At 47.2% G+C, this 23,532-nt stretch carries 17 protein-coding genes; 9 read left to right on the top strand and 8 right to left on the bottom strand.

The window, feature by feature from the left end:
• Positions 1-18: 18 nt before the first annotated feature.
• The 5 genes from QNI24_RS04335 to QNI24_RS04315 are packed head-to-tail and all read right to left on the bottom strand — an operon-like array spanning position 19 to position 5,619.
• A complete protein-coding gene (locus QNI24_RS04335; protein WP_267175059.1) occupies positions 19-528 on the bottom strand; it encodes a GNAT family N-acetyltransferase in 510 nt (169 codons plus the stop codon).
• 30 nt (positions 529-558) lie between these two features.
• Positions 559-2,271 carry an ABC transporter ATP-binding protein gene (locus tag QNI24_RS04330; protein ID WP_267175058.1) on the bottom strand — a complete coding sequence of 571 codons (1,713 nt, stop codon included), beginning with the start codon at positions 2,269-2,271 and terminating at the stop codon, positions 559-561.
• Positions 2,272-2,275: 4 nt separating this feature from the next.
• Positions 2,276-3,076 carry an ABC transporter permease gene (locus tag QNI24_RS04325; protein WP_267175057.1) on the bottom strand — a complete coding sequence of 267 codons (801 nt, stop codon included), beginning with the start codon at positions 3,074-3,076 and terminating at the stop codon, positions 2,276-2,278.
• A complete protein-coding gene (oppB, locus tag QNI24_RS04320) occupies positions 3,076-3,999 on the bottom strand; it encodes an oligopeptide ABC transporter permease OppB (protein ID WP_323373308.1) in 924 nt (307 codons plus the stop codon). The genes QNI24_RS04325 and oppB overlap by 1 nt, the downstream gene beginning before the upstream one ends.
• 15 nt (positions 4,000-4,014) lie before the next feature.
• Positions 4,015-5,619 (bottom strand): GMC family oxidoreductase, encoded by a 1,605-nt coding sequence (locus QNI24_RS04315; protein ID WP_267175055.1) that lies wholly within the window; start codon positions 5,617-5,619, stop codon positions 4,015-4,017.
• Between the two features lie 176 nt (positions 5,620-5,795).
• Here QNI24_RS04315 and QNI24_RS04310 point away from each other — a divergent pair, with 176 nt between their 5' ends.
• The 7 genes from QNI24_RS04310 (at position 5,796) to QNI24_RS04280 (ending at position 14,944) form a co-directional block, all read left to right on the top strand.
• Positions 5,796-6,272, top strand: coding sequence for a (2Fe-2S)-binding protein (locus QNI24_RS04310; protein ID WP_267175054.1), 477 nt, complete (start codon positions 5,796-5,798; stop codon positions 6,270-6,272).
• Positions 6,269-8,509 (top strand): xanthine dehydrogenase family protein molybdopterin-binding subunit, encoded by a 2,241-nt coding sequence (locus tag QNI24_RS04305; protein ID WP_267175053.1) that lies wholly within the window; start codon positions 6,269-6,271, stop codon positions 8,507-8,509. Before QNI24_RS04310 ends, QNI24_RS04305 begins: the two co-directional genes overlap by 4 nt.
• Positions 8,510-8,571: 62 nt before the next feature.
• Positions 8,572-9,870: a DUF2254 domain-containing protein gene (locus QNI24_RS04300; RefSeq protein ID WP_267175052.1), complete on the top strand. Its 1,299-nt coding sequence runs from the start codon at positions 8,572-8,574 to the stop codon at positions 9,868-9,870.
• A gap of 1 nt (position 9,871) precedes the next feature.
• On the top strand, positions 9,872-10,645 hold the full coding sequence (locus QNI24_RS04295) for an alpha/beta hydrolase (RefSeq protein ID WP_267175051.1): 774 nt from the start codon (positions 9,872-9,874) through the stop codon (positions 10,643-10,645).
• Positions 10,646-10,751: 106 nt separating this feature from the next.
• Positions 10,752-13,334, top strand: a complete 2,583-nt coding sequence (gene clpB, locus QNI24_RS04290; RefSeq protein WP_267175050.1) for an ATP-dependent chaperone ClpB — start codon at positions 10,752-10,754, stop codon at positions 13,332-13,334.
• Positions 13,335-13,411: 77 nt separating this feature from the next.
• Complete coding sequence (locus tag QNI24_RS04285; RefSeq protein ID WP_267175049.1) at positions 13,412-13,657, top strand: FmdB family zinc ribbon protein; 246 nt, start codon at positions 13,412-13,414, stop codon at positions 13,655-13,657.
• Positions 13,658-14,059: 402 nt separating this feature from the next.
• Positions 14,060-14,944, top strand: a complete 885-nt coding sequence (locus QNI24_RS04280) for a lysophospholipid acyltransferase family protein (protein WP_267175048.1) — start codon at positions 14,060-14,062, stop codon at positions 14,942-14,944.
• Positions 14,945-15,027: 83 nt separating this feature from the next.
• Here QNI24_RS04280 and QNI24_RS04275 read toward each other — a convergent pair whose 3' ends face one another.
• From QNI24_RS04275 to argS, 3 genes are read right to left on the bottom strand one after another with little or no spacing between them, the layout of a single operon-like run.
• Positions 15,028-18,468 (bottom strand): hypothetical protein, encoded by a 3,441-nt coding sequence (locus QNI24_RS04275; RefSeq protein ID WP_267175047.1) that lies wholly within the window; start codon positions 18,466-18,468, stop codon positions 15,028-15,030.
• A gap of 8 nt (positions 18,469-18,476) precedes the next feature.
• Positions 18,477-19,058, bottom strand: a complete 582-nt coding sequence (locus QNI24_RS04270) for an SPOR domain-containing protein (RefSeq protein ID WP_267175046.1) — start codon at positions 19,056-19,058, stop codon at positions 18,477-18,479.
• Positions 19,055-20,836, bottom strand: a complete 1,782-nt coding sequence (argS, locus tag QNI24_RS04265; RefSeq protein WP_267175045.1) for an arginine--tRNA ligase — start codon at positions 20,834-20,836, stop codon at positions 19,055-19,057. The genes QNI24_RS04270 and argS overlap by 4 nt, the downstream gene beginning before the upstream one ends.
• A 221-nt stretch (positions 20,837-21,057) precedes the next feature.
• On the opposite strand from argS, the gene QNI24_RS04260 reads away from it, so the two are divergent.
• Together QNI24_RS04260 and feoB are read left to right on the top strand one after the other, a co-directional pair.
• A complete protein-coding gene (locus QNI24_RS04260) occupies positions 21,058-21,300 on the top strand; it encodes a ferrous iron transport protein A (protein WP_267175044.1) in 243 nt (80 codons plus the stop codon).
• A 12-nt stretch (positions 21,301-21,312) separates the two neighbouring features.
• Positions 21,313-23,499: a ferrous iron transport protein B gene (gene feoB, locus QNI24_RS04255; protein WP_267175043.1), complete on the top strand. Its 2,187-nt coding sequence runs from the start codon at positions 21,313-21,315 to the stop codon at positions 23,497-23,499.
• Positions 23,500-23,532: the final 33 nt, after the last annotated feature.

The following is a 23,532-nucleotide window of genomic DNA, read 5'->3' as shown; positions in this document are numbered from 1 at the left end:
TTGTATGCGGCAAAAATTTTATGACAAATCAACCAAATAACGCTGCACCAACACACCACCCTCATCAAGCTCTGAATCCAACTCTCCACCACAAGCCCGGATCATGCGAGCCGAAGCGGTGTTGTCTTTGTAACAATGTATGTGGGCAGGGTTGATGCCTTTTTTCTTGGCTTTCTCCAGTGTCAAGTTCAGCAGTTGAATGCTTAAGCCTTGGCCACGATAACTGGGCCTGATGCCCAGGCCAATATGACCGCCAGCCGTCTTTAATGACTCATTCAGTTCATGACGCAGGTTCGATACACCAATGAGTTCATCATCCTCAATGAGCCAATAGGTTGAACTGGCAACATAACCTTCAGGTAAATTTCTGCCCTGTTCAAAATCATTGATTTTATCCAGCATGGCTCCGAAGTCACTGTGATCGAAATCCAAAGGGAACGGATAGCGTTCTTCGTCACCCAACTCTTCGATGTAAGTGATGTAGCTGGATTGAAAGCTTTCTTTGGGTTTAATCAGTTTTGAAAACATCTAATTGGTTGGTCCAAACATGACATTTAATCATTTGGCTTTAGGCAACCCATCCGGAATCGCTGCCAGCAGTTTCTTGGTGTATTCATTCTGAGGATTGCGATAAATTGCCTCGGCCGTATTGAGTTCAACCAACTTACCTTGGTTCATCACCCCCACTCGATCGGCAATGAAATTAATCACCGATAAATCATGTGAGATAAAGATATAGGTCAGGTCCATTTGGTCTTGCAGGTCTAACAGCAGGTTCAACACCTGTGCTTGTACCGAAACATCCAAAGCAGATACAGATTCATCACAAATAATGAATTCAGGTTCAACGGCCAAAGCGCGCGCGATTGAGATGCGTTGTCTTTGGCCGCCAGAGAATTCATGTGGAAAGCGGTTGAGCTGATCTGGGTTCATGCCAACCATAGCCATCAATTCAGCCGCGCGCTGCAAGTTCTGTGCTTTGCTGTTTTGTGACTGATGCAACTGCAGTGGTTCCATCAGGGTTTGGCCCACAGTCATGCGTGGGTTCAATGAGGCATAAGGATCTTGGAAAATGATTTGCATCTTTGAACGCAAACGCCTTAAATCTTGTGGGCTTTGTTTAAACACATCGATGCCATCGTAAAACACTTCACCGGCAGTGGCCGCCTGTAGTTTCAGGATGGTACGGCCTAAAGTGGTTTTACCACAGCCCGACTCACCAACCAAACCCAAAGTCTCACCTTTTCTCACAGTGAAGCTGACATCATCCACGGCTTTTACCTGTGAGGTGACTCGGCCAAAGAAACCTGACTTAAGCGGAAAGTAAGTTTTCAGATTTTTCACTTCAAGTAATGTTTTTTGAGTTGACTTATCTGTTTTTTGTTGTGACGCTAGTACTGATTTATCAGGAGTGAGCTCCTGACCAGTCGCATCCATAAAATCAGCCACTGTCAGTAAACGCTGCGGATTATCATGAAGCTTCGGACGACAGGCCAACAAGCCTTTGGTGTAAGGGTGTTGTGGTGCATTGAAAATCTGTCGGGTACTGGCCTGCTCTACTTTTTTAGCCTGGTACATCACCACCACTTCATCAGCCAAATCAGCAATCACGCCTAAATCATGGGTGATGAATAACATGCTCATATCGAGCTCTTTTTGTAGATTTTTGAGTAACTCCAAAACCTGTCGCTGGATGGTCACATCCAATGCCGTGGTCGGCTCATCACATATCAACAACTGCGGCTCACAAGCAATCGCCATGGCGATCATCACCCGTTGTTTTTGGCCACCTGACATTTCATGCGGATAGGATTTGTAGCGACGTTGGGGCTCTGGGATGCCAACCCAATCCATCAACTCAATGGTTCTGGCTTTGGCTTGTTGGCGGCTGAGTTTTTGGTGCAGTCGCAACACCTCAGCGATTTGGTAACCCACACGAAACACTGGATTAAGCGAAGTCATTGGCTCTTGGAACACCATGGATATGTCATTACCGCGAATCTTGCGTAATTGTTTGTCTGGCAAACTCAGTAGGTCAGTGCCATGGAATTCGATTTGGCCTGCGGTGATTTGACCGGGCGGTTGTGGCACCAAACCCAGCACTGACAGCGCTGTGACTGACTTGCCTGAACCACTCTCGCCCACCAGACCCATGGTCTGTCCAGCGCCAATTTGAAAGCTCAAATCATCCACGGCCATAACCTTGCCATGTTCGGTATGGAATGCGACACTGAGGTTCTTGATGTTCAGCAAAGGTGTTTGGTTTGTCATGTTATTATTGTTTGTTTAGGGCAGGGTCCCAACGATCGCGCAGACCATCCCCCACCAAGTTGAATCCTATCAGTGTCAGCGCCAAAAATAAAGCCGGAAATAACAGTGACCAACTCGCCATGTCCATGTTACTGGCGCCCTCATTAACCAGCGCGCCCCAAGAGGTCATGGGTTCCTGCACACCCAAACCCAGAAAACTTAAGAACGATTCAATCATGATCACCTGTGGCACCAACAAGGTGGCGTAAACCACCACCACGCCTTTGAGGTTAGGCAGGATGTGTGAGAACAGTATGGTTTTATCTGACTGCCCCAAAGCCTGTGAGGCCTCAACAAAAGTTTGGGTTTTTAACATCATGGTTTGGCCGCGCACAATGCGCGCCATATCCAACCACAAATAACAACCAATGGCCACAAACAACAACCACAAATACTGGCCAAAGAACACCATCAACAAGATCACCAAAAACAAAAAAGGCAGCGCATAAAGCACATCGACCAATCGCATCATCACCGCATCCACGCGACCACCAAAAAAACCAGCCACCATGCCATAACAGACCCCTATGATGACGCTGACCAAGGTCGCCACCAAGCCCACCATTAAGGACACTTGGCCACCTTGTAAGGTGCGGATAAACAGGTCACGCCCCATCACATCGGTGCCCATCCAGTAAGTGGCATCAGGTGGAATCGCCATGTCATCCCAGTGGATGGTCTCTGCATCAAACGAGGAGAACAGCGGACCCACCAATACCACCAACACAATCACCAATAACAGCACCAGACCCAATTTGAATTTCATCAATGGGCCCCCTTTTGCTGAATGCGTGGATCAATCCAACGGTACAACAGGTCGACAATCAGGTTAAATAACAGCATCAACAAACCGACCACCAAAACCACACCCAGCACCAAAGTATAATCTCGATTCAAAGCACCCTGAACAAAATAGCGGCCCATGCCTGGTATGCCGAAAATTTGTTCAATCACCACCGAACCGGTCACTAAACCGACAGCCGCCGGGCCCAAATAAGAAACCACCGGTAACATCGCAGGCCGCAAGGCGTGTCTCAATAACACCTGTGCGCTGGATAAACCCTTGGCCCGCGCGGTGCGCACAAAGGGCTGTGAAAGCACCTCCAATAAGCTGCCACGCACCAAGCGTGCAATGGCCGCAATGTACGGCAAACTCAAGGTCATCACCGGTAACACCACATAAGTCCATTGGCCACCGGACCAGCCACCCACCGGTAACCACTGCAGGTGCACAGCCAACAAAAGGATCAACAACGGCGCAATGACAAAATTGGGGGTACTGATACCGATCATCGCTGTGATCATGGCCACCAAATCAGGCCATTTGTTGGCATACAAAGCCGCCACCATACCCAACATAACACCCAACAACAAGGCCAACAGCAGCGCATAAAACCCCAGTTTCAATGAAACCGGTAAACCAAGGGCAATGAGTTCATTCACCGAGAAATCAGAGTATTGAAAGGAAGGACCCAAATCACCTTGTAAAACGTTACCCAAGTATTGACCGTATTGCACGATCAGTGGTTGGTCAAGCTGGTATTTGGTGTTGATTAAGGCCGCAATTTCAGGACTTAATTCACGCTCTTGATCAAACGGGCCGCCTGGCGCCGCTCGCAGTAAAAAAAAAGTGATGGTCAAAATCAGCCACAGTACCGGAACGGCCATGAGCAGTCTTTTGACCACCATTGAATGCATCAGGGTTTAAGCATCATTCAATATGACGTCACTGATTTTTTCGGCCATCATGATGGTTGGTGCATTGGTGTTACCCGAGACCAAAGTAGGCATCACAGAGGCATCAATTACCCGTAAACCCTCAAGGCCGTGAACCTGTAGATTGTGATCAACCACTGCCATCTCATCATTGCCCATCTTACAGGTGCCTATGGGGTGGTAAATCGATTCCGATTTATTGCGGATGAATTCAGCAATGTCCTCATCACTCTGCGCGTCACTGCCAGGGAAAATTTCATCACCACGAAAAGGATCAAACGCTGGCGAAGCAAATATCTTGCGTTGGATTTTAAAACCTTCAATCATTAATTTCAGATCATTGGGATGATCGAGGTAATTGGCCTTGATGTGCGGTTGTTTAGCCGGATCGGCAGAGTTCAAGGTGATTTCACCCCGGCTTTGTGGCCGCAGCACACACATGTGCAGCGTATATCCACTGCCTTTGAGGCGGTTTCTGCCATGATCATCCAGCATCGCAGGCACGAAATGGAACTGCAAATCAGGACGGTCATCGTCGGCCGATGGGCTTTGCCAAAAGCCACCAGCCTCAGCCACATTAGAGGTACCCGGGCCTTCTTTGAACAAAAAGTATTTCAGCCCTGACGCCACTTCACTGACGGTGTCATAAGTGATTTTTTGGGTGCATTTTTGTAGCAGGCACACATCCAAATGGTCTTGTAAGTTTTTACCCACGCCAGCCAATTCATGGTGACATTCAATGCCGTGCTCAGCCAATTCAGCTGCCACACCGACACCAGACAGCATCAGCAGTTGCGGTGAGTTGATGGCACCACCTGAAAGTATGACTTCTTTGTTGGCCTTGACTTCAATCTGTTTGCGACCTTTTTTGATTAACAAGCCACTGGCCCGCTTGCCATCAAACAGCACTTTTTGTGCCATCGACTTGGTCCAAATGGTTAAGTTATCGCGTTTTTTAGCTGGCTCCAAGAATGCTTGGGCGGTGGAGTGGCGTTGACCATTTTTTTGTGTCAGCTGATAAAAGCCAAAACCACGCTGGTGCAAGCCATTGAAATCATCGGTGCGGTCATAACCAGCCTGCTCGGCAGCCTGAATGAACACATCACTCAATGGGTTGGTGTATTTGTGGTCAGCCACCGACAACAAGCCGCCTTTTTGGTGGAATTCGTTTTCCAGGCGTTGGTTGTCTTCGCTTTTCTTGAAGTACGGCAGCACATCTTCACTGCCCCATCCAGGATTGCCTTGGGCTTCCCAATGGTCATAATCCTTGCGGTGACCGCGGCAATAACACATGGCATTGATGGACGATGAGCCGCCCAAAACTTTACCACGCGGCCAATACAGCTGGCGGTTATTCAAATGTGGCTCAGGCGCGGTGTCATAACACCAATTAATGGATTTGATGCCCACCAGTTTGGCCAATCCAGCAGGCATATGGATCAAAGGGTTCCAATCGGTACCACCGGCTTCGAGCAACAAAACCGAGTGTTTACCATCAGCAGATAAGCGGTTGGCCATGACACAGCCAGCCGAGCCAGCACCAACCACGATATAGTCAAATGTATTCAAATTATTATAGTGAGACTCACGCATCGGTCTCTTTGTGTTTCAAACGTTTGTTATTATAACTGATATGCAGGCTTTTTATTGTGTTAGGAGGGTAATTTACACACACAAATCGATATTTTTATAAAATCTTGTGGTTGTAGTTAGGCCTCCTTATTGGGTTTGTTATATACTAAATAATAACTGCAAATTTGGGGCACAAAATGATCAAACTAACCATCAACGGCAAACTGACTGAACTGAATGTCAGTGAAGAGATGCCATTATTATGGGCGCTGCGCGATGTGGCTAAATTAACCGGCAGCAAATACGGCTGCGGCAAAGGCATTTGCGGCGCCTGTACGGTGCACATTGATGGTCAGGCCATGCGCTCATGCATCACACCCATGTCATACGCCATGGACAAAAACATCACTACCATTGAAGGCTTATCAGAAAAAGGTGACCACCCGGTGCAGCAAGCTTGGTTGGACCACCATGTGGCTCAATGTGGTTACTGCCAAACCGGTCAAATCATGTCCGCATCGGCTTTATTGGCACGCAACAACAACCCCTCTGATGAAGACATTGATAACGCCATGGCTGGTAACATCTGTCGTTGTGGCACTTACCCCCGCATTCGCGCAGCGATTAAAGATGCTGCCAAAGCCAGCAACAAAGCCTCTGGAGAAAGCGCATGATTAAGAAACTCAGCCGCAGAAAATTCCTCCAGGGCACCGGTCTGGCCTCAGGTACATTGATGTTAGGCGTGCAGTTTTCACCCGCCCTGGCCAACCCAGCGTCGAAACTTGAATTCAAACCAGATGTGTTTGTCTCAATGGATGAAACCGGTCAAGTGACCATCATCTCGCACCGCAGCGAAATGGGACAAGGCATACGCAGTACCTTGCCTTTGTTGGTTGCCGATGAATTAGAAGCGGATTGGAACCGCGTCACAGTCAAACAAGCTCTGGGTGATGCCAAGTACGGCAGCCAAAACACCGACGGCTCGCGCAGTGTCAGAAAGAATTACCAAAAACTCAAAGAAGCCGGCGCCATCATGCGCACCATGCTGCAACAGGCAGCCGCGCAAGTGTGGTCTGTAGACCCTGCCCAAGTTCAAATCGAGAATCACCAAGCCACCTACCAAGACCAAAACCTGGACTTCAAGGATTTGGTTAAAATCGCCAGCAAGCTGGAAGTGCCAGCGCGCGATTCTTTGCGACTGAAAACCGAAGCCGAACAAAAATACGTCGGCAAACCGAACATGGCCAACATCGATGGCCAAGCAATTGTGACAGGAACGGCCGAATTTGGTTACGATGTTGACATCGAAGGCATGAAAGTGGCTGTGATTGCCAGACCACCCGTGGTTTTTGGCAAAGTCAAAAGCTACGATGCGGTTGAGGCGCTGAAAGTGCCCGGTGTTTTGAAAGTCATTGAACTGCCTACATTGAAACCACCTGCTGGTTTCAACATGCTGGGTGGTTTAGCGGTGATAGCTGAGCACACTTGGGCCGCAATTCAAGGCCGAGAAAAATTGAAAATTGAGTGGGACCATGGCAGCAATGCCAGCTACAGCACCGCAGATCATGAAGCGGTGTTCATCAAAGCCCTAGAGGATCCCAAAGAAGTGGTCAGGGCCCGCGGCGATGTGGCAGCAGCCAATCAAGCAGCGGCCAAAACGTTAACCGCAGAATACCATGTCGCTGGATTGGCCCATGCCACCATGGAGCCACCGGCTGCCACCGCCAGAGTCACAGGCTCAGGTGCGGATAAAATGGTTGAAGTTTGGGCCTGCACCCAGACCCCACAAGCCTCACAAGGCAATGTGGTTGGCACTTTGAGCATCCCGCAAGAAAATGCCGCCAACGTCAAAATCAATGTAACCCTTTTGGGTGGTGGTTTTGGCCGCAAATCCAAACCAGACTTCGTCGCTGAGGCGGCTTATTTGGCCAATGAAACCAACCTGCCGATCAAAGTGTTGTGGACCCGTGAGGATGAAATCAAACACGGTTATTACCATTCGCCCAGTTATCAAAAATTAACCGGTTCTTTGGACGAGAATAACCAAGTAACCAGTTGGTACCATGCGATGGTTAACCACCCCATCAGCTCAACCTTTAATCCAGCCGCAAAAACTGCAGGCAGCACTGATTTGGGTCAGGGTGACATGATGTTTGATGTGCCTAACATCAAAATTGCTTTGGGCGAAACCGATACCTTCATGCGCATCGGTTGGGTGCGATCAGTCACCAACATCAACAACGTCTTCGCCGCCGCTTCATTCGTTGATGAGTTGGCGCATGCCGCCGGTCAAGAACCCAAAGCCTTTTTACTCAATATGATAGGTGATGATCGAGTCGAAGATTTTGCCGCCGATGGCTTCAAATACGGCAACTACGGCGAATCAGCCGAACAATACCCCGCTGAAACCAGCCGCTTAAAAAATGTCATCGAACTGGCTGCGGAAAAATCGGGCTGGGGCGAAAAACTACCGGAAGGTAGTGGCATGGGCATCGCTGCATGGCGTTCTTTTCTGACCTACATCGCAGTGGTGGTGAAAGTGACCACTGATGGTAATCAGGTGAAAATAGAAGATGTGCACATGGCGGTTGATGCCGGCAAGATTCTTAACCCTGATCGGGTTAAATCACAAATGGAAGGCTCCGCCATCTTTGGCGCGTCCTTGGCTTTTTATGGTGAAATAACGGCCAAAGAAGGGATCATTGAACAAGGTAACTTTGATGATTATCAAATGAGTCGCATCAACCAAATCCCTGACATCCACACCCATATCGTCACAAGTGATGCCTTGCCGACCGGTGTAGGCGAACCAGGCCTGCCACCGTTTGCGCCGGCCTTGTGTAATGCCATTTTTGCTGCCAATGGAAAACGCCACAGAAGGCTACCAATGAAAGATTTGCGACTGGTCTAAATCGCTTATCTGTTCGGGCCTGAACTTCAATCACTCAGGCCCACACACACCGAAATGATGACATGAAACAATTGATTCACCGCATCTCCCAAACTTTTTGGCGGATTGAAAACAAGATCGCGTTTTACCCCAGTCTGATGGCCATCAGTGGCATATTATTCGCCTTGATGATGGTTTACCTGGAACAACTGGGTGTCTCTGTATACTTACAAAAAGCCGTGCCTTGGCTGGTCATCAATGATTTGGAGACCGCCAGAACACTGCTCAGTACGCTCATTGCTGGTCTGATTTCAATCTTGGTCTTCAGTTTTTCTATGGTGATGATCATCCTCAATCAAGCAGCCTCTAATTTTTCTCCTCGCCTACTGCCAGGACTGATTTCCAACAAAAAGCACCAAAGCATTCTGGGCATTCATCTGGCTGGGATTTTCTATTGCATCATCACTTTGATAACCATTGAGCCGACCCAATCTGGCTACCAATTACCCGGCTTTTCGGTGTTATTGGCGATCTTGTTTGTGACCGTTTCACTGGGCTCTTTTATTTATTTCATCCATTCAATATCACAATCCATTCAAGTTGATTACATCCTTAAAACCACTTTTAATAACGCCAAGAAAAGGATTGAGCATTTGATTCAATTGGAACAAGACAATGAAATAGCCGATGCCGGTTTGAGCCGGTTTGATAAAAGCAGTGACTGGCATGATTACTATGTGCCCCAATCGGGTTACATCCAGACCATCAACACCACCCGCTTACTTAAATTGGCGCAACAGCATGAAACCCACATCCAAGTGATCCCCACCAAAAACACTTTTTTATTGGCGGGCTTGCCCATCTTTAAATCAGAAACTGAATTGGATGAGGATGTGGCCAAGGAGTTTTTGAACCAATTCCTGATCGATAACAGCGAGTCTTTGAGTGAAAATTATTCGCTGGCTTTTCAATTGATCACAGAAATTGCCATCAAAGCCATGTCACCAGGCATCAACGATCCAGGCACGGCCTTGACCTGTATTGACTACCTGACTGAGTTACTGACTTTGCGGTTAAAGAAGTCTGACGAATTGTATTTGGTACAGGACCAGCAAGTGGTGATTGAGATCAACATCATTCATTTTGAAAAGCTGCTGTATGTGATTCTGGCGCCATTCAGGGCTTATTGTTCACATGACATCGTTATTGTCTCAAAATTACTGCGGATGTGTGAATACCTGCTGCTGCAAGATTGCATCAAAGACGACTACAAAAAAACCATCAAAAAACAAGCCAACGAAATCATCAAAGATGCCAGAGAAAAGCTACAAAATGCTTTGGATTTAGACGTACTTGACACCCGCCTCAGCCAATTCGAATGACATGAAACTGTTTAAATTGTTGCGCCTGGTACTGAGCATTTACTTACTGACTGGTCTGGGGTTGTATTTTTTGCAAAGATCGGTGATTTACCAACCCACAGCGCCAGTGAACCATCGCTATGAGACGCTGACATTGAAACTACCTGAGGCCTCAATTCAGAGCCTTGTTATCCACCCCAATCAAACCGATGTCATCATTTACTTCGGTGGTAATGCTGAACAAGTGGCCTACACTGCTGCCGACTTTGAGCAGGCTTTTCCCAATCACACCACTTACCTGCTGCAATACCGCGGGTATGGTGAATCCACTAGGCAAGCCAGTGAGTCTGTTTTGTACCAAGATGCCATCAATCTTTATGCGGCCATCATGAGAACCGAACCCAAGACAGTCACTGTGATTGGTCGTTCCTTAGGCTCTGGTGTGGCCACTTATTTGGCCAGTCAAAGACCCATTGATCAATTGGTATTAGTCACGCCATTTGACAGCATCGCTGCAGTGGTCCAAAACTTATTACCTGTGTTTCCGATTCAATGGCTGCTGCATGATCATTTCGATTCAATTTCACGCGCCGATCAAATCAAAGCCGAAACACTGATCATCACTGCCACCCAAGACCGTGTCATCCCGGCACAACACAGCACACGATTGATCAGAGCCTTGAATGCCGAAAACACCGCAGTGGTTAATATCGAAGCAGGACACAATGACTTAGACCTTGAGCCTGAATATTTAAACTCAATACAATCATTCATCAGTTGTTATCAAATTTGTTAATCTTTTGACCCATATCAAGTTTGCCTTGGCATGGTGAATCGGCGGGTTTGAAAAAATCCTCAACCATCCCCATCTCTTTGGCAACTGAAATATTTAATTGGAAATCATGAACTTTAATAAACTAACAACCAATTTCCAACAAGCCATAAACGAAGCCCAATCAATCGCGGTCGGTAAAGACCACAACATGATTGAATCGGCGCATGTATTAGCCGCTTTGTTGGACCAAGAACACTCATCCATCAAACATGTTTTGATGAAATCCGGGGTCAACGTCGGTCAACTGCGCAACAGTGTGCATGAGACCATCGAGTTGATGCCAGTGATTGCTAACAACACCGGTCAAGTGAACCTATCGAATAACTTGGTCAAAGTGCTTAATTTAGCCGATAAAATCGCTCAGAAACGCGACGACCAATACATCGCCAGCGAACTGTTCGCTTTGGCTTTGATGGACTCCAGCGACACCACCGCACAACTGCTGAAGAAAGCTGGGGCGCGCCGTGACTCACTGGAAAAGGCCATTGATGAAGTCCGTGGTGATTCAACTGTTGATGATGCTGGTGCAGAAGAAAACCGTCAGGCTCTGGAAAAGTACACGGTAGATTTAACTGCGCGCGCGGCCCAATCGAAAATGGACCCCATCATCGGTCGTGATGCAGAAATCAGGCGCACCATTCAAATCCTGCAACGCCGTACCAAAAACAACCCAGTCATCATTGGTGAACCCGGTGTCGGTAAAACTGCGATTGTTGAAGGTCTGGCCCAACGCATTGTCAATAATGAAGTACCCGAGGGTGTCAAAGGCAAGAAATTATTATCGCTGGATTTAGGCGCGCTGATTGCAGGAGCGAAATACCGCGGCGAATTTGAAGAACGCTTGAAATCCCTGTTGAATGATTTGAGTAAACAAGAAGGCCAAGTAATTTTATTCATTGATGAGTTACACACCATGGTTGGGGCTGGCGCTGCAGAGGGTGCCATGGACGCGGGTAACATGTTGAAACCGGCGCTGGCACGCGGCGAGTTACATTGTATTGGCGCCACCACTTTAGATGAATACCGTTCACACATCGAGAAGGACAAAGCGCTTGAACGCCGGTTCCAAAAAGTTTTGGTGGATGAACCTTCAGTGGAGGACACCATTGCCATCCTGCGTGGCTTGAATGAACGCTATGAAGTGCATCATGCGGTTGAAATTACTGACCCAGCAATCATCGCAGCAGCCACTCTCTCTCACCGCTACATCACCGATCGTAATTTACCCGATAAAGCGATTGATTTGATGGATGAGGCGGCCTCTCGCATTCGCATGGAGATTGACTCTAAACCTGACAAGTTGGATAAACTGGATCGCAAGTTGATTCAATTAAAAATGGAACGTGAAAGTCTGTTGCGGGAAAAAGACAAAGCCTCAAAAAAACGCCAAGCGGAGTTGGAAGAAAGCATCAAGACCATGGAACGTGAGTATTCTGATCTGGAAGAAATTTGGAACAGCGAAAAAGCCGCGGTACAAGGCACCACACATTTGAAAGAAGAGCTTGAGGAAGCCAAGGCGGCTTTCGAAGTGGCGCAAAGACAAGGTGATTTGGCCAAAATGTCTGAATTGCAGTACGGCAAAATACCCGAACTGGAAAAACAGATATCCCAAGCCACTGAAGTAGACATGAGTCAGTTCAAGTTATTGCGCAACAAAGTCACTGAAGCTGAGATTGCTGAGATTGTTTCGATGTGGACCGGCATTCCAGTAACCAAGATGATGGCAGGTGAAAAAGAAAAACTGCTACAGATGGAAGCCGCCATTCACAAACGCCTGATCGGCCAAGAAGAGGCTGTGACTTCAGTGGCTGATGCCATTCGTCGCTCACGCTCCGGTTTGGCCGATCCCAACCGCCCAATTGGTTCATTCATGTTCCTCGGCCCCACCGGTGTCGGTAAAACCGAGCTGTGTAAAGCGTTGGCTGAATTCATGTTTGATACCGAAGATTCGATCATTCGATTGGACATGTCTGAGTTCATGGAAAAACATTCGGTGGCACGTTTGATTGGCGCGCCTCCGGGTTATGTTGGCTACGATCAAGGCGGCTACTTGACCGAGGCAGTCAGACGCAAACCCTATTCTTTGATTTTGTTGGATGAGGTTGAAAAAGCCCACCCCGATGTCTTCAATGTGCTGTTACAGGTATTGGATGATGGTCGTTTGACTGATGGCCAAGGCCGCACCGTTGACTTTAAAAATACCGTCATCATCATGACCTCGAACTTAGGCTCTGACATCATTCAAGAAAAGATCAATGAACCCTATAAAGAGATCAAAGATTCAGTGATGACTGTGGTCGGCGGCCACTTCAGACCTGAATTCATCAACCGTGTGGATGACATCGTGGTGTTCCACCCTTTGAAACAAGAACACATACGCTTGATTGCCAAGATCCAAATCAAGAAAGTGCAGAAACGTTTGGCCACTCGTGATTTGGGCTTGAACATCAGTCAAGACGCCTTAGATTTCTTGGGCAGTGTCGGTTTTGATCCTGTATATGGCGCAAGGCCATTGAAACGCGCGATTCAAGATGAGCTGGAGAATCCGTTGGCATCCAAATTACTGGCTGGAACATTTCCACCTGGCAGCGTGATTGAAGTGAATTTAGTTGATGATCAACTTGAATTTACTGCCAGCCAGCCCCACTAACAGTTGCAGTTTAAAGTGACAACAAAGGGTGTTGAGTTGACACCCTTTTTCGTTGAATCAGAATCAAGAGGAAAACCATGCCAATTTACGAATACCAATGCCAAGACTGTGGCCATGAAATGGAAAAACTACAACGCATGTCTGATGACCCGCTGAAAGATTGTCCGGCTTGTGATCACCCTGCGCTCAGCAAAAAAATCTCCGCCGCTGGCTTCAGACTCAAGGGCACAGGTTGGTATGAAACCGATTTCAAAACCAAAAAGCCCCAAAAGGACAACCAAGGGACATCAAAAAAACCCGAATCACCCAAAAGCAAATCCTGATTAATGAGGCCAAGGATGGCCAATCAAAAACACACAACTTTCAATCTACGAAAAGTACTTGTAGGAAATTTCTTACAAGCGCTTCAGAATCTATGGACTGCCAAAACCCATTCAAAGCGACATAATTGACGCATGGATTGAGTTTTTGGACAGACTCAGGTCAGTAGGCCCAAAAGGAGCTAATGGATGAATCAGGAACTGATTCAATGGTTGTTTACAGGGAGAAACAATCAGGTACAGGAGTACCATACTCGGGAATAAGGAATAGAAGGTTCTGTGTTTGGGGCCTTCGTAAATTAACCGCCAACTTGTTGAGTTGGCGGTTTTTTTTGTCCTATTTTAATCTGAGTTTTGCCTGTGTTTTATCAATCGAGCTTTTGGTTTTTGGTTTAGAATACACCCATGCGAGCATTTTTATTCCAATTCATCATTTGGTTCAGCAGTAAGCTCTCCTTGAAAACAGCCCATAAATGGGCCGCATTCATGAGCCGCTTGGTCTGGCGCTGGTCGGAAAAGCAGCGGCGCATCACCACCACCAACATCAAGTGCTGTTACCCTAAACTGAGTGAAGAAGAACAGCAACAACTGGCCCAAGCGGGGTTGACAGAAACCATCAAGTCGATGTTGGAATTGGGTGTGATTTGGCGAAAATACGCCGGCCGAATAGATGATTTAATCGTTGATTTTCATGGTTTGGAGGTGCTTGAACAGGCCTTAGCACAACAGCAAGGGTTGTTGTTGGCTGTACCGCACTTTGGTAACTGGGAAGTATTGAACCTGTGGCTATCTCGCTACGATGGCTTCTCGTTCCTTTATAAGCCACCTGATGATAAAAAAATTGAACAACAGCTATTAAAAAACCGCGGCCAAGGCGGTGCCAACCAAATCACAGCCAACGCCAAAGGCGTTAGACAGGTGTTTAAAGTATTGAAACAAAACCACATCCTGGCCATCCTGCCTGACCAACAACCCAAAAACGGTCAAGGTGTGTTCTCACCTTTCATGGGGCAGTCGGCCTATACCATGACCCTGTTCTCAAAGATTGCGATGAAAACCAAAACACCAGTCATTTTTGCTGTGGCCGAACGTTTGGCCGATGGAAAAGGGTTTGATTTACATTTCAAAGTCGCCTCACCAGAGATTTATGGTGAATTAGAAGCCTCAGTTAACAGCATGAACCAATCCATCGCTGAGATGGTTCGAATCAACCCCAGCCAATACCAATGGACCTACCGCCGCTTCAGTATTCAGGCAGATGACTCCAGGCCCTATCGAGCCGAAGATTGATAAGAACTCAACATAAAAAAAGCAGCCAGTCCATGCGGATTGGCTGCTCAACGCATCACTAATTATCTGGCAACTAAAAGAGCTTACTCTTGTTCTGGTACCAAAATAATTTGTAACGGCAAGTTTGATTTATCCCAATCCACATTTTCAGCATCAACATTGTATTTAACCAATGTGCCATCGCGCTGACCATTCAAAGTCATTTGAATTTCACCAACCACTTGTGGACTGGTACCTGTTTTTGGACAAGATGGACAGAAGGTATTGTTGTAGAACACATTGAATGCCGAATCATCATTGGGACCGTTACCGATGGTCCAGTACGGATTGCCGTTATTGTCATAGATAAAGGAAATGGCAACGCGGGCATTACCTAAGGTACCAATGGAATGTCCCCAACCGTTTTCACTGGGGGTGAAATACGGTCCGGTGTGCATTCTGGGTGTTTCATTCGGTCCATATTGGAAAAAGAACTGTTTTTCAGCACTGAGTTTTCCATCAATTTCACGCACCATGATGGCTGTGGAGTCATCAATGAATGTGGTGTTTGACCAACCAACCGTCGATAGATTTGCCGCACCCACACCAAAGCCCCCAGGGTAATTGGTGGTGGTGATGTTGTTGTAATACTGGTTGTGTTCTGAATCATTGTCATTGGCTAAATACCAAATAGGTTCACCGTCAGCTTGTCCAGTATAGAAAAAATAAGCCAGGCTGTTGCGGGCAATGGTATACAAATCAAAGCCATTGCCATCGCGGTCTGGATTCCACCACAAACCTTGACGCGGGGTGATGGTGTTGGTCTCATTACTTATAGGTTGGGCGGCGCCTACACCACAACTGGTCACCACATCACAACTGCCACCATCACCGATACTGCGGCTGATGATGTTATTGGCTCCCGGGTTAAAACCTTGGTCAAAGACGCTGGCTTCGTGGTTAATCGCAAAGCTGGCACCACAACTGGCATCCTCACCAATGGCGAAAGTCAGGGTGGCATTGGCCGTTTGCGACGGCGCCACATTACCTAGGTCTAACAAGGGCGTTTCTAACACAACAAAATCGGCACTGGCAGACTCAGGCTGGGCATTTTTATTGAACACACAAACGGCCTCGTTGGTGTTGATGCTGCCGGCGGTGTTACAAGCATAAGAAAAGCCATCTGTACCAGATGCATTTTGCATGCCGGTGGTTGAACGACCGGCATCTAAATCACTGCCTCCGTATTGATACACCCATTGCGAGGTAGCAGGATAAAGAATCGCTTGAACATCAACATCCTCAACAGTTGAATCTGTACTGCTGTAATAATCAGCACCTTTCCACAGAAACACTTCACAAGCCAAATCCACACCAGTCTCAGCAGCCCTTGGGCATGATGCGAATGATTGGTGGTAAAACGCTGAGCCTAACAAGTCAGTGTGCATGGGCGCAATGCGCGCACCTGCGGTGTCTCTATCGGGCGCATCCGGTAATGGGCAGTCATTACTGAAATCGTCACCAATGGCATCTGCACTGGTGCTGAAATAACCGTTGGTCGAAGCACGCAGTTGGGTGATGTTTTGACCATAGTGGTCAAAACCGGTATCCAACTGAATCAAGGCAGAACCCTCATCATCTGCCCCGAAACCCTGAAACCCTGCTGAGTCCCAAGTTTTCAACGTGCCGGTGTTTTCTATGTCAATAAACAAACGCTCACAACTGGCCGCCTGGTTGCCATAATCATCACCGATGTCACTGTCGAAACTGTTGCGGTTTTTACCCAGTGCCAAATAGGCTTTGTTGGCAGTGAAGGCACCGCTGTTGGTGGCACTCAGGGCCACCGACCAACGCTCGCCTGGATCAATCACGCCATCGTTGTTACCGCAGGCTTGAAACAGCTGGTCATTCAGTACGCCTGTATTATTGATTTGGACATCGGGGCTGGCCACCACCACGGCTTTCGATGCTGATCCCACACAGCCAGCCGAGTCGGTAACGTTCAAAACAATGTTTCCAACGTATTCTTGGTTGTAGCGGGCTTGGATGTCATCATCACGGCCATCAATGCCCTCATCTGCATTGATTTCCCAAGCATATTCATAGCCACCGGCACCGCCACTGACCAAGGCACTGAAAGTCAACAAATCACCCACTTGGTTAGAAGAATCATTGACGATATCTACTGCGGGGGCCTCGCAGCCACCGGTGCCTTGTAAAGTTTCTTGGCCAGTGTTGATGGGATCCAGCCATTCTTTCAATCTGGATTGCGGGTTATTCCCTAAATCCCATGAGGTGAAAAAGCGACCATAACCATCAGTAACAGTATCGGTGCAAACTTGAGCCAAAGTTCCAAAGTGCAGCTGTCCAACCAACAGGCCTTCATTGGTCCACAATCCGCCACCTGAAGACCCTTGTTCAGTCAAACCCTCATCCCACTCAAATACTTGTAGGTGCGTGTTACTGACACCTGGTGTGGGAGAAATTAAACTCAGTGGTGAGTTTTCAAAAGCGATTCTTTTGGCGTGACCTCTGGGGTGATGAATTGAGAAAGCACTGTCTGGAACTGAGGCACGCCTGTCCCAACCGGTCAACTCTGTACCGAAACTTGAATCAGGAGACTGGTTCAATCTGACCAAAACAAAATCACTGGCAGCATTATTGGCAATGTATGTGGCGCCTGATTGGGTGTCATTGAACCCAGCTGTGGATATTGTTACACCACTTTGTCCCGAACCAGGTGTTCTGCAGGTTCGAGATTGGTAGTTCCACCAAAAATTCATCGAGGCTGCAATGGCTTCTTTTTGATTGGTATTCGAGGCGTCCTCGAACCCACAATGATTACCTGATAAAAAATAAGGTGTGCCATCATTAGCCGTGTTATTGATTAATTGACCTGAACAAAAGAAGGTACGGTTATTTGATGTGAAAGTATACCTGGCCACAGAATTAATTTGATTTTCCCATGGGTCGCCGGCTTCACAATTGACATCGATATTGCATGCCAAGCTTTTTTCTGTTGTGGGCTGCTCCCAAAAACGAAAGTAACCGCGAGGAATGTCATACAAGTCAAAATTTAAATACTTTTTGAATTGTTCTGCCACAGTGATAGTAATCTCTGCACCGCTTCCAGGTATTGTTCCCGGCCAAAAATAGCCATGCTTTTGGTTCACAGAACCATCGTATGGACCTTTCATCACTTGTTTATCCGCACTGACAATCACCAATTCAGCAGAGGGTGGCAAATAGAAATTTTTGAAGCCAAAATCTAAACTGGTGGCATTTTCAGCACTCACCGACAATCTCCATTGCCATTCATTGGATGCTGTTTTCACCCAAGTGCCTTGTTTGATTTCACCCTGTTGCATTTTCAGATCATCAATTTGAGTACTGATGCCATAGGGAACTGGCCCTTTGGCTGATACTTCGGCAGCCTTCTCAGCCACCACATCAATGGCAGGTAACTGGTAAGTAGCGCCTTTTTGGGCATGCGCTTGGCTGCCAATCAGTGCGGTTAGGATAATAAGAATGGTCAGATGTTTCATGTGTTCACCTATGATTTGGTTTCTTTCAGCACCAGCGGCTTGTGACCGCCCTGCTCTAATTGTCTTTTTTGTTTATCGGCCTCGCGGCTGGAATCGAACGGTCCCACTCGAACCCGGTGGTATTGGGTGCCGTTGACATCGATGGCTTGGATGTATGCAATTTGACCTGAAAATGCAATGCGTGCTTTGAGTTCTTCAGCGTCTGATAACTGTTTGAATGAGCCCACTTGCAGGATGTAGCTGTATTCTTTGCTGTTTCTGGCTGCTTCTTGTGCCAATTCTTCTTTTGGAATCACCACTTCCATTTCAGGTAACACCGAGTAAAAATCATAATCAGGTTTGCGTTTACTTAAATTTTCACTGACATCTTCAACCGGCTGGACCACCTCTTCAGTCACTCCGGGTACCGGTGTTTGGGTGTTTTGGATGGGTTCAGGCACCCAGCCTTTGACGTAAATAAAAACCGCCAACAACAACCCCGATAAAACCCCACTCATCAGAATAATCCAACCGGGTATGGGCCTTTTGTGTCCGGCTTTGCGGGTGGTTTTGCGTTTGGTGGTTTTACGCACTGCTTTTTTCTTGGTCATAATTCTGGCTTATCCTCCGCGCGCATTTCTTGTGGCGCCGACGAACCCAGCAGGGCCAAGCCATCAGCCAACACATAACGCGTCGCTAAACATAAGTTTAACCGCGCATTGCGTAAATTTTCGTTATCAATCTGCACCTGATGGGCGTTGTAATAGCTGTGGAACAGCTGTGCCAACTCACGCAAGTAGTTGGCGATGCTGTGTACAGAGAAATTTACCGCAGCTTTCTCTACCACTTCAGGGTATTGCGACAGGGCTTTGATCAAATCATGCTCCTGCTCTTCCACCAACAACTCCAATGAGACATGACCAATTTCGATGTTGTGAGTCATGTTCTGTTCTTCCAACTTGCGGATGATGCTACAAATGCGCGCATGGGCATACTGGATGTAATAAACCGGGTTGTCATTGGATTGAGACTTGGCTAGGTCCATATCAAAATCCAAATGCTGCTCGTGCGAGCGCATCACATAAAAGAAACGCGCCGCATCACAACCCACTTCATCCACCAACTCACGCAAAGTCACAAACTCTCCCGAACGGGTCGACATTTTTAGCTTTTCACCACCCTTAAACAAGTGCGCAAACTGCACCAACAGGATTTCAATTTTATCGGCATCAAAACCCAATGCCTTGGTCGCCGCTTTTAAACGCGGGATGTAGCCGTGATGATCGGCGCCAAAAACATAAACCGATTTTTCAAAACCGCGCTCAAATTTATTCAACAGGTAGGCCACATCGGAGGCGAAATAGGTTTTCAGGCCATTTTCTCGCATCACCACGCGGTCTTTTTCATCACCAAAATGGGTGGCGTTGAACCACAGGGCGCCGTCCTTTTTGTACAAGTGACCACCTTTTTCCAGTATGGCTAAGGCCCGTTCGATGGTGTCACCTTCATGCAACGATTTTTCCGAAAACCATTCGTCATAAAACACCGCAAATTCTTCTAAATCATCTTCGATACCTGTAAGAATGGTTTTCAAAGCAATCTTGAAAATTTTGGCGTAGCCTTTACCCAGAATGTCTTTGGCATTGAGCACCAAATCATCCACATGCAGTTCCTTGTCACCGCCTTCAGTTTCATCTGGACTGACTTGGGCAAAGACTTCGACCTGACCATGGCGAAAATCATCACCGAATTTTTGTCGCACTTTGCGCGCAATATCTACGATGTATTCGCCTTTGTAGCCGTTCACCGGGAAGGTGATTTGTTCGCCACAAAGTTCCAAATAACGCAACCAAACTGACATCGCCAAAATGTCCATCTGGCGACCGTGGTCGTTGACGTAGTATTCGGCATGCACATCGTAACCGACCTTTTTCAAAACATTACACAAACTGGAACCAAAAGCAGCACCGCGCCCATGCCCAACGTGCAATGGGCCCGTGGGGTTGGCAGAAACAAATTCAACCGTGATTTTATGCTCCGCACCCAGTTCCTGGTTACCAAAATCATGTTTTTGTTTAAGGATTTTTTTGATCACTTGCAAACGACAGGCATCGGTCAAATAAAAATTAATGAAGCCTGGACCGGCTATCTCAACTTTACTGACGTGGCTGGTATCGGTTAATTCTGCGATGATTTTCTCGGCAATTGCTCGCGGGTTCATTTTCAGCGGCTTGGCCAACATCATCGCCACGTTAGATGCATAATCGCCGTGGTCTTTGCTGCGGGTTCTTTCTATGTTGATTGTTGGGGTTTGGTCTAAATTGAATTCGCCTTTGGCTTGTAAATGTTCCAAAGCATTTTCGATCAATTCCTGAATGTGTCCAATCATCAATGATTCCAGTCAAAATAAACCGTCGATTTTATCAAATTGCTGGTGAGTAAACCAATCAAATAAAGCCCGTTTCTCGCTTGTTCGTCATTTCTTAGAAAAAATCGAAACAATACACTTTGATTTATATCAAACTTCAGCCACAAAAATGCTTGGGCGCTTGCTTATCCTGTAACAATGCTCAATAATGAGAACCATTATCGTTTAGATTTAAGCCAGCCATGACAGCAACACCAGAAATTTCATTACAATTATCACAAGCCAAAACCGGCAAAACCTATCAAATTTGTGACAACACATGTTCAGACACATTGCGTCAAAAATTAGCCCTTATGGGTTTGGGGCTGGGCATGGTGATTGAGCTGGTTGCGCTGTACAAGCATGGTGCAGTAATTAAAACATCATTTGGACACATTGCCATGGGTGCAGATTTAATTAACACCATTTCAGTTTCAATTAATTAACTTGTCGGCACAGTGATCAATCACACCAGAGTAGCCCTGATTGGCAATCCCAACAGCGGCAAAACCACCTTATTCAACGCACTGGCCGGACAAAACAAAAAAACCGGCAACTGGGCAGGCGTTACTGTCAGTGAATCCAAAGCCAAATTATTGCACAAGCACACCGAATTCATGCTGGTGGATTTGCCGGGCATCTACGGTTTGTCATTGACCGATCTGTCACAAGACGAGCTGGTGGCCAAGCAAGCCATCAAGAACAATGACATTGATGTTTTTGTCAATGTATTGAATGCCAACAACCTAGAACGTGGATTATTCTTAACCACTGAAGTATTGGAACTCAATGTACCCACCATTTTGGTGCTGAACATGGATGACGAGCGGGCTGCCAGCGGCAAAGCGCTTGATGTCGAAAAACTGAAGTCACTGACTGGCTGTGCAGTGATTAGCACCACAGCCATCCACCAACAAGGCCTGACAGAACTGATTGATGCCATTGTAGCGGCCTTGGCAGACTCATCTGCAGCTGAACGCCAACACACTGACTTGTCCCATGCAAACCCCAGTGATGAAGCCAACAAACAAGCCATCAAGTCAACAGACGGTGTCAGCAGTGAAAACAAGGCCATTTTTGATGCCCGTTTCAAGCTAGCCATGGACATGGCCAATGCCGTTACCACACACACACCAATGCCAACGGTCGATCGGAACAAAACAAGTTTCAGTCGAGTAGATCGATGGCTCACCAGCCCATTAACCGGCAGCCTGTCTTTCTTGTTCGTCATGTACTTGATGTTCTTTTTTGCCACCAATGTGGCCAGTGTATTTGTCGACTTTTTTGACATCGCCACCGGCGCCCTGTTCATTGATGGCACCAGCCAGTTGCTGGCCACAATCCAAGCGCCTGCTTGGCTAACAGTGGTCATGGCCGATGGCATCGGCGCAGGCATTCAAACCGTGGCCACCTTTATACCGGTCATTGGCTTTTTGTTTTTATTTTTAACCTTGTTAGAAGAGTCTGGCTACATGGTCAGGGCGGCTTTCGTGATGAACAATTGGCTACAGAAAATTGGTCTTTCAGGTAAAGCCTTTGTGCCCTTGATAGTCAGTTTTGGCTGCAACGTTCCCGCTGTGATGGCCACCCGTCAGTTGGCTAAGAAAGACGAGCGCATCATCACCACCATGATGGCCCCTTTCATGTCATGTGGCGCTCGCTTGTCAGTTTATGCTTTGTTTGTGGCCGCATTTTTCACTGAAAACGCCGCTTTGATTGTGCTGTCATTGTATTTAACCGGCATCTTGGTGGCTGTGGCCACTGGTTTGTTGTTACGCAAAACCATCTTGCCTGGCAAGCCTGACCCATTTTTGATTGAATTACCCCAATGGCGCTTTCCGGGCCTGCGTTACATCCTCAAATCAACCTGGTATAAGTTGCGTGGCTTTATGATCGATGCCGGCAAAATCATTATTATCATAGTCTTGATCCTACAAATCATCTCATCTGTTGGCCGTGATTTTACCTGGGGCAACACCGATGTGGATGAGTCACTGTTGGCAGCTGGTTCGCAACTGGCCGCACCGGTATTTGCTCCGATGGGCATTGAACAAGAAAACTGGCCTGCTGTGGTTGGTTTGTTTACTGGGTTGTTGGCCAAAGAGGTGATGGTGGGCTCATTGGATGCCATTTACTCCAAGTCCTTGGTTGAGGACGATGCCACCATGGGTGAACAACTGATCGCTGCATTACAGTCAATTCCAGACAATGCCGCCGGTTTGGCCGATGCCTTAACTGACCCGTTGGGGCTGTCTTTGGCTGCTGTTGATGAAGTGGAAAACATGGCAGAGAACCAAGGCGTCTCGGCGCAGCTGTTTGGTCTCTTGCAAGAGAAATTTGTTAATGCTTTTGCTGCTTATGCTTACTTGTTATTTGTGCTGTTGTATTTTCCTTGTGTCACCGTGATTGCTACCATAGCCAAGGAGTCCGGCAAACAATGGGCGTTGTTCTCAGCCACTTACTCAACTGGCATCGCTTACCTCATAGCCAGTTGTTTTTATCAAATTGTTAGCTTCAACAAACAGCCGGTTTTTGCTTTAATTTGGCTGCTCTCATGTGCTGTGATTCTTTGGCTTTTTTACCAGGCCCTCAAGCGCCATGCCAGTAAAACACAAAACCTCACCATCCCACTGAACATTCAATAAACCAGCCTCTGGGCTCAGAACATGAAGTCAGCG

This window comes from Marinicella marina (assembly GCF_030065545.1).
In the GTDB taxonomy this organism is placed as follows: Bacteria; Pseudomonadota; Gammaproteobacteria; order Xanthomonadales; family Marinicellaceae; genus Marinicella; species Marinicella marina.
The sequence above is the reverse complement of the archived record's forward strand: the minus strand, read 5'-3'. Positions and strand labels throughout refer to the sequence as shown.

Bases quoted from the DNA above. Each gene is read 5' to 3' on its own strand.
- QNI24_RS04275 (WP_267175047.1), bottom strand. From the start codon at position 18,468: ATGAAACATCTGACCATTCTTATTATCCTAACCGCACTGATTGGCAGC.
- argS (WP_267175045.1), bottom strand. From the start codon at position 20,836: ATGATTGGACACATTCAGGAATTGATCGAAAATGCTTTGGAACATTTA.
- QNI24_RS04260 (WP_267175044.1), top strand. From the start codon at position 21,058: ATGACAGCAACACCAGAAATTTCATTACAATTATCACAAGCCAAAACC.
- QNI24_RS04280 (WP_267175048.1), top strand. From the start codon at position 14,060: ATGCGAGCATTTTTATTCCAATTCATCATTTGGTTCAGCAGTAAGCTC.
- QNI24_RS04315 (WP_267175055.1), bottom strand. From the start codon at position 5,619: ATGCGTGAGTCTCACTATAATAATTTGAATACATTTGACTATATCGTG.
- QNI24_RS04325 (WP_267175057.1), bottom strand. From the start codon at position 3,076: ATGAAATTCAAATTGGGTCTGGTGCTGTTATTGGTGATTGTGTTGGTG.
- QNI24_RS04300 (WP_267175052.1), top strand. From the start codon at position 8,572: ATGAAACAATTGATTCACCGCATCTCCCAAACTTTTTGGCGGATTGAA.
- clpB (WP_267175050.1), top strand. From the start codon at position 10,752: ATGAACTTTAATAAACTAACAACCAATTTCCAACAAGCCATAAACGAA.
- QNI24_RS04270 (WP_267175046.1), bottom strand. From the start codon at position 19,058: ATGACCAAGAAAAAAGCAGTGCGTAAAACCACCAAACGCAAAACCACC.
- QNI24_RS04335 (WP_267175059.1), bottom strand. From the start codon at position 528: ATGTTTTCAAAACTGATTAAACCCAAAGAAAGCTTTCAATCCAGCTAC.
- QNI24_RS04295 (WP_267175051.1), top strand. From the start codon at position 9,872: ATGAAACTGTTTAAATTGTTGCGCCTGGTACTGAGCATTTACTTACTG.
- oppB (WP_323373308.1), bottom strand. From the start codon at position 3,999: ATGGTGGTCAAAAGACTGCTCATGGCCGTTCCGGTACTGTGGCTGATT.
- QNI24_RS04285 (WP_267175049.1), top strand. From the start codon at position 13,412: ATGCCAATTTACGAATACCAATGCCAAGACTGTGGCCATGAAATGGAA.
- QNI24_RS04330 (WP_267175058.1), bottom strand. From the start codon at position 2,271: ATGACAAACCAAACACCTTTGCTGAACATCAAGAACCTCAGTGTCGCA.
- QNI24_RS04305 (WP_267175053.1), top strand. From the start codon at position 6,269: ATGATTAAGAAACTCAGCCGCAGAAAATTCCTCCAGGGCACCGGTCTG.
- QNI24_RS04310 (WP_267175054.1), top strand. From the start codon at position 5,796: ATGATCAAACTAACCATCAACGGCAAACTGACTGAACTGAATGTCAGT.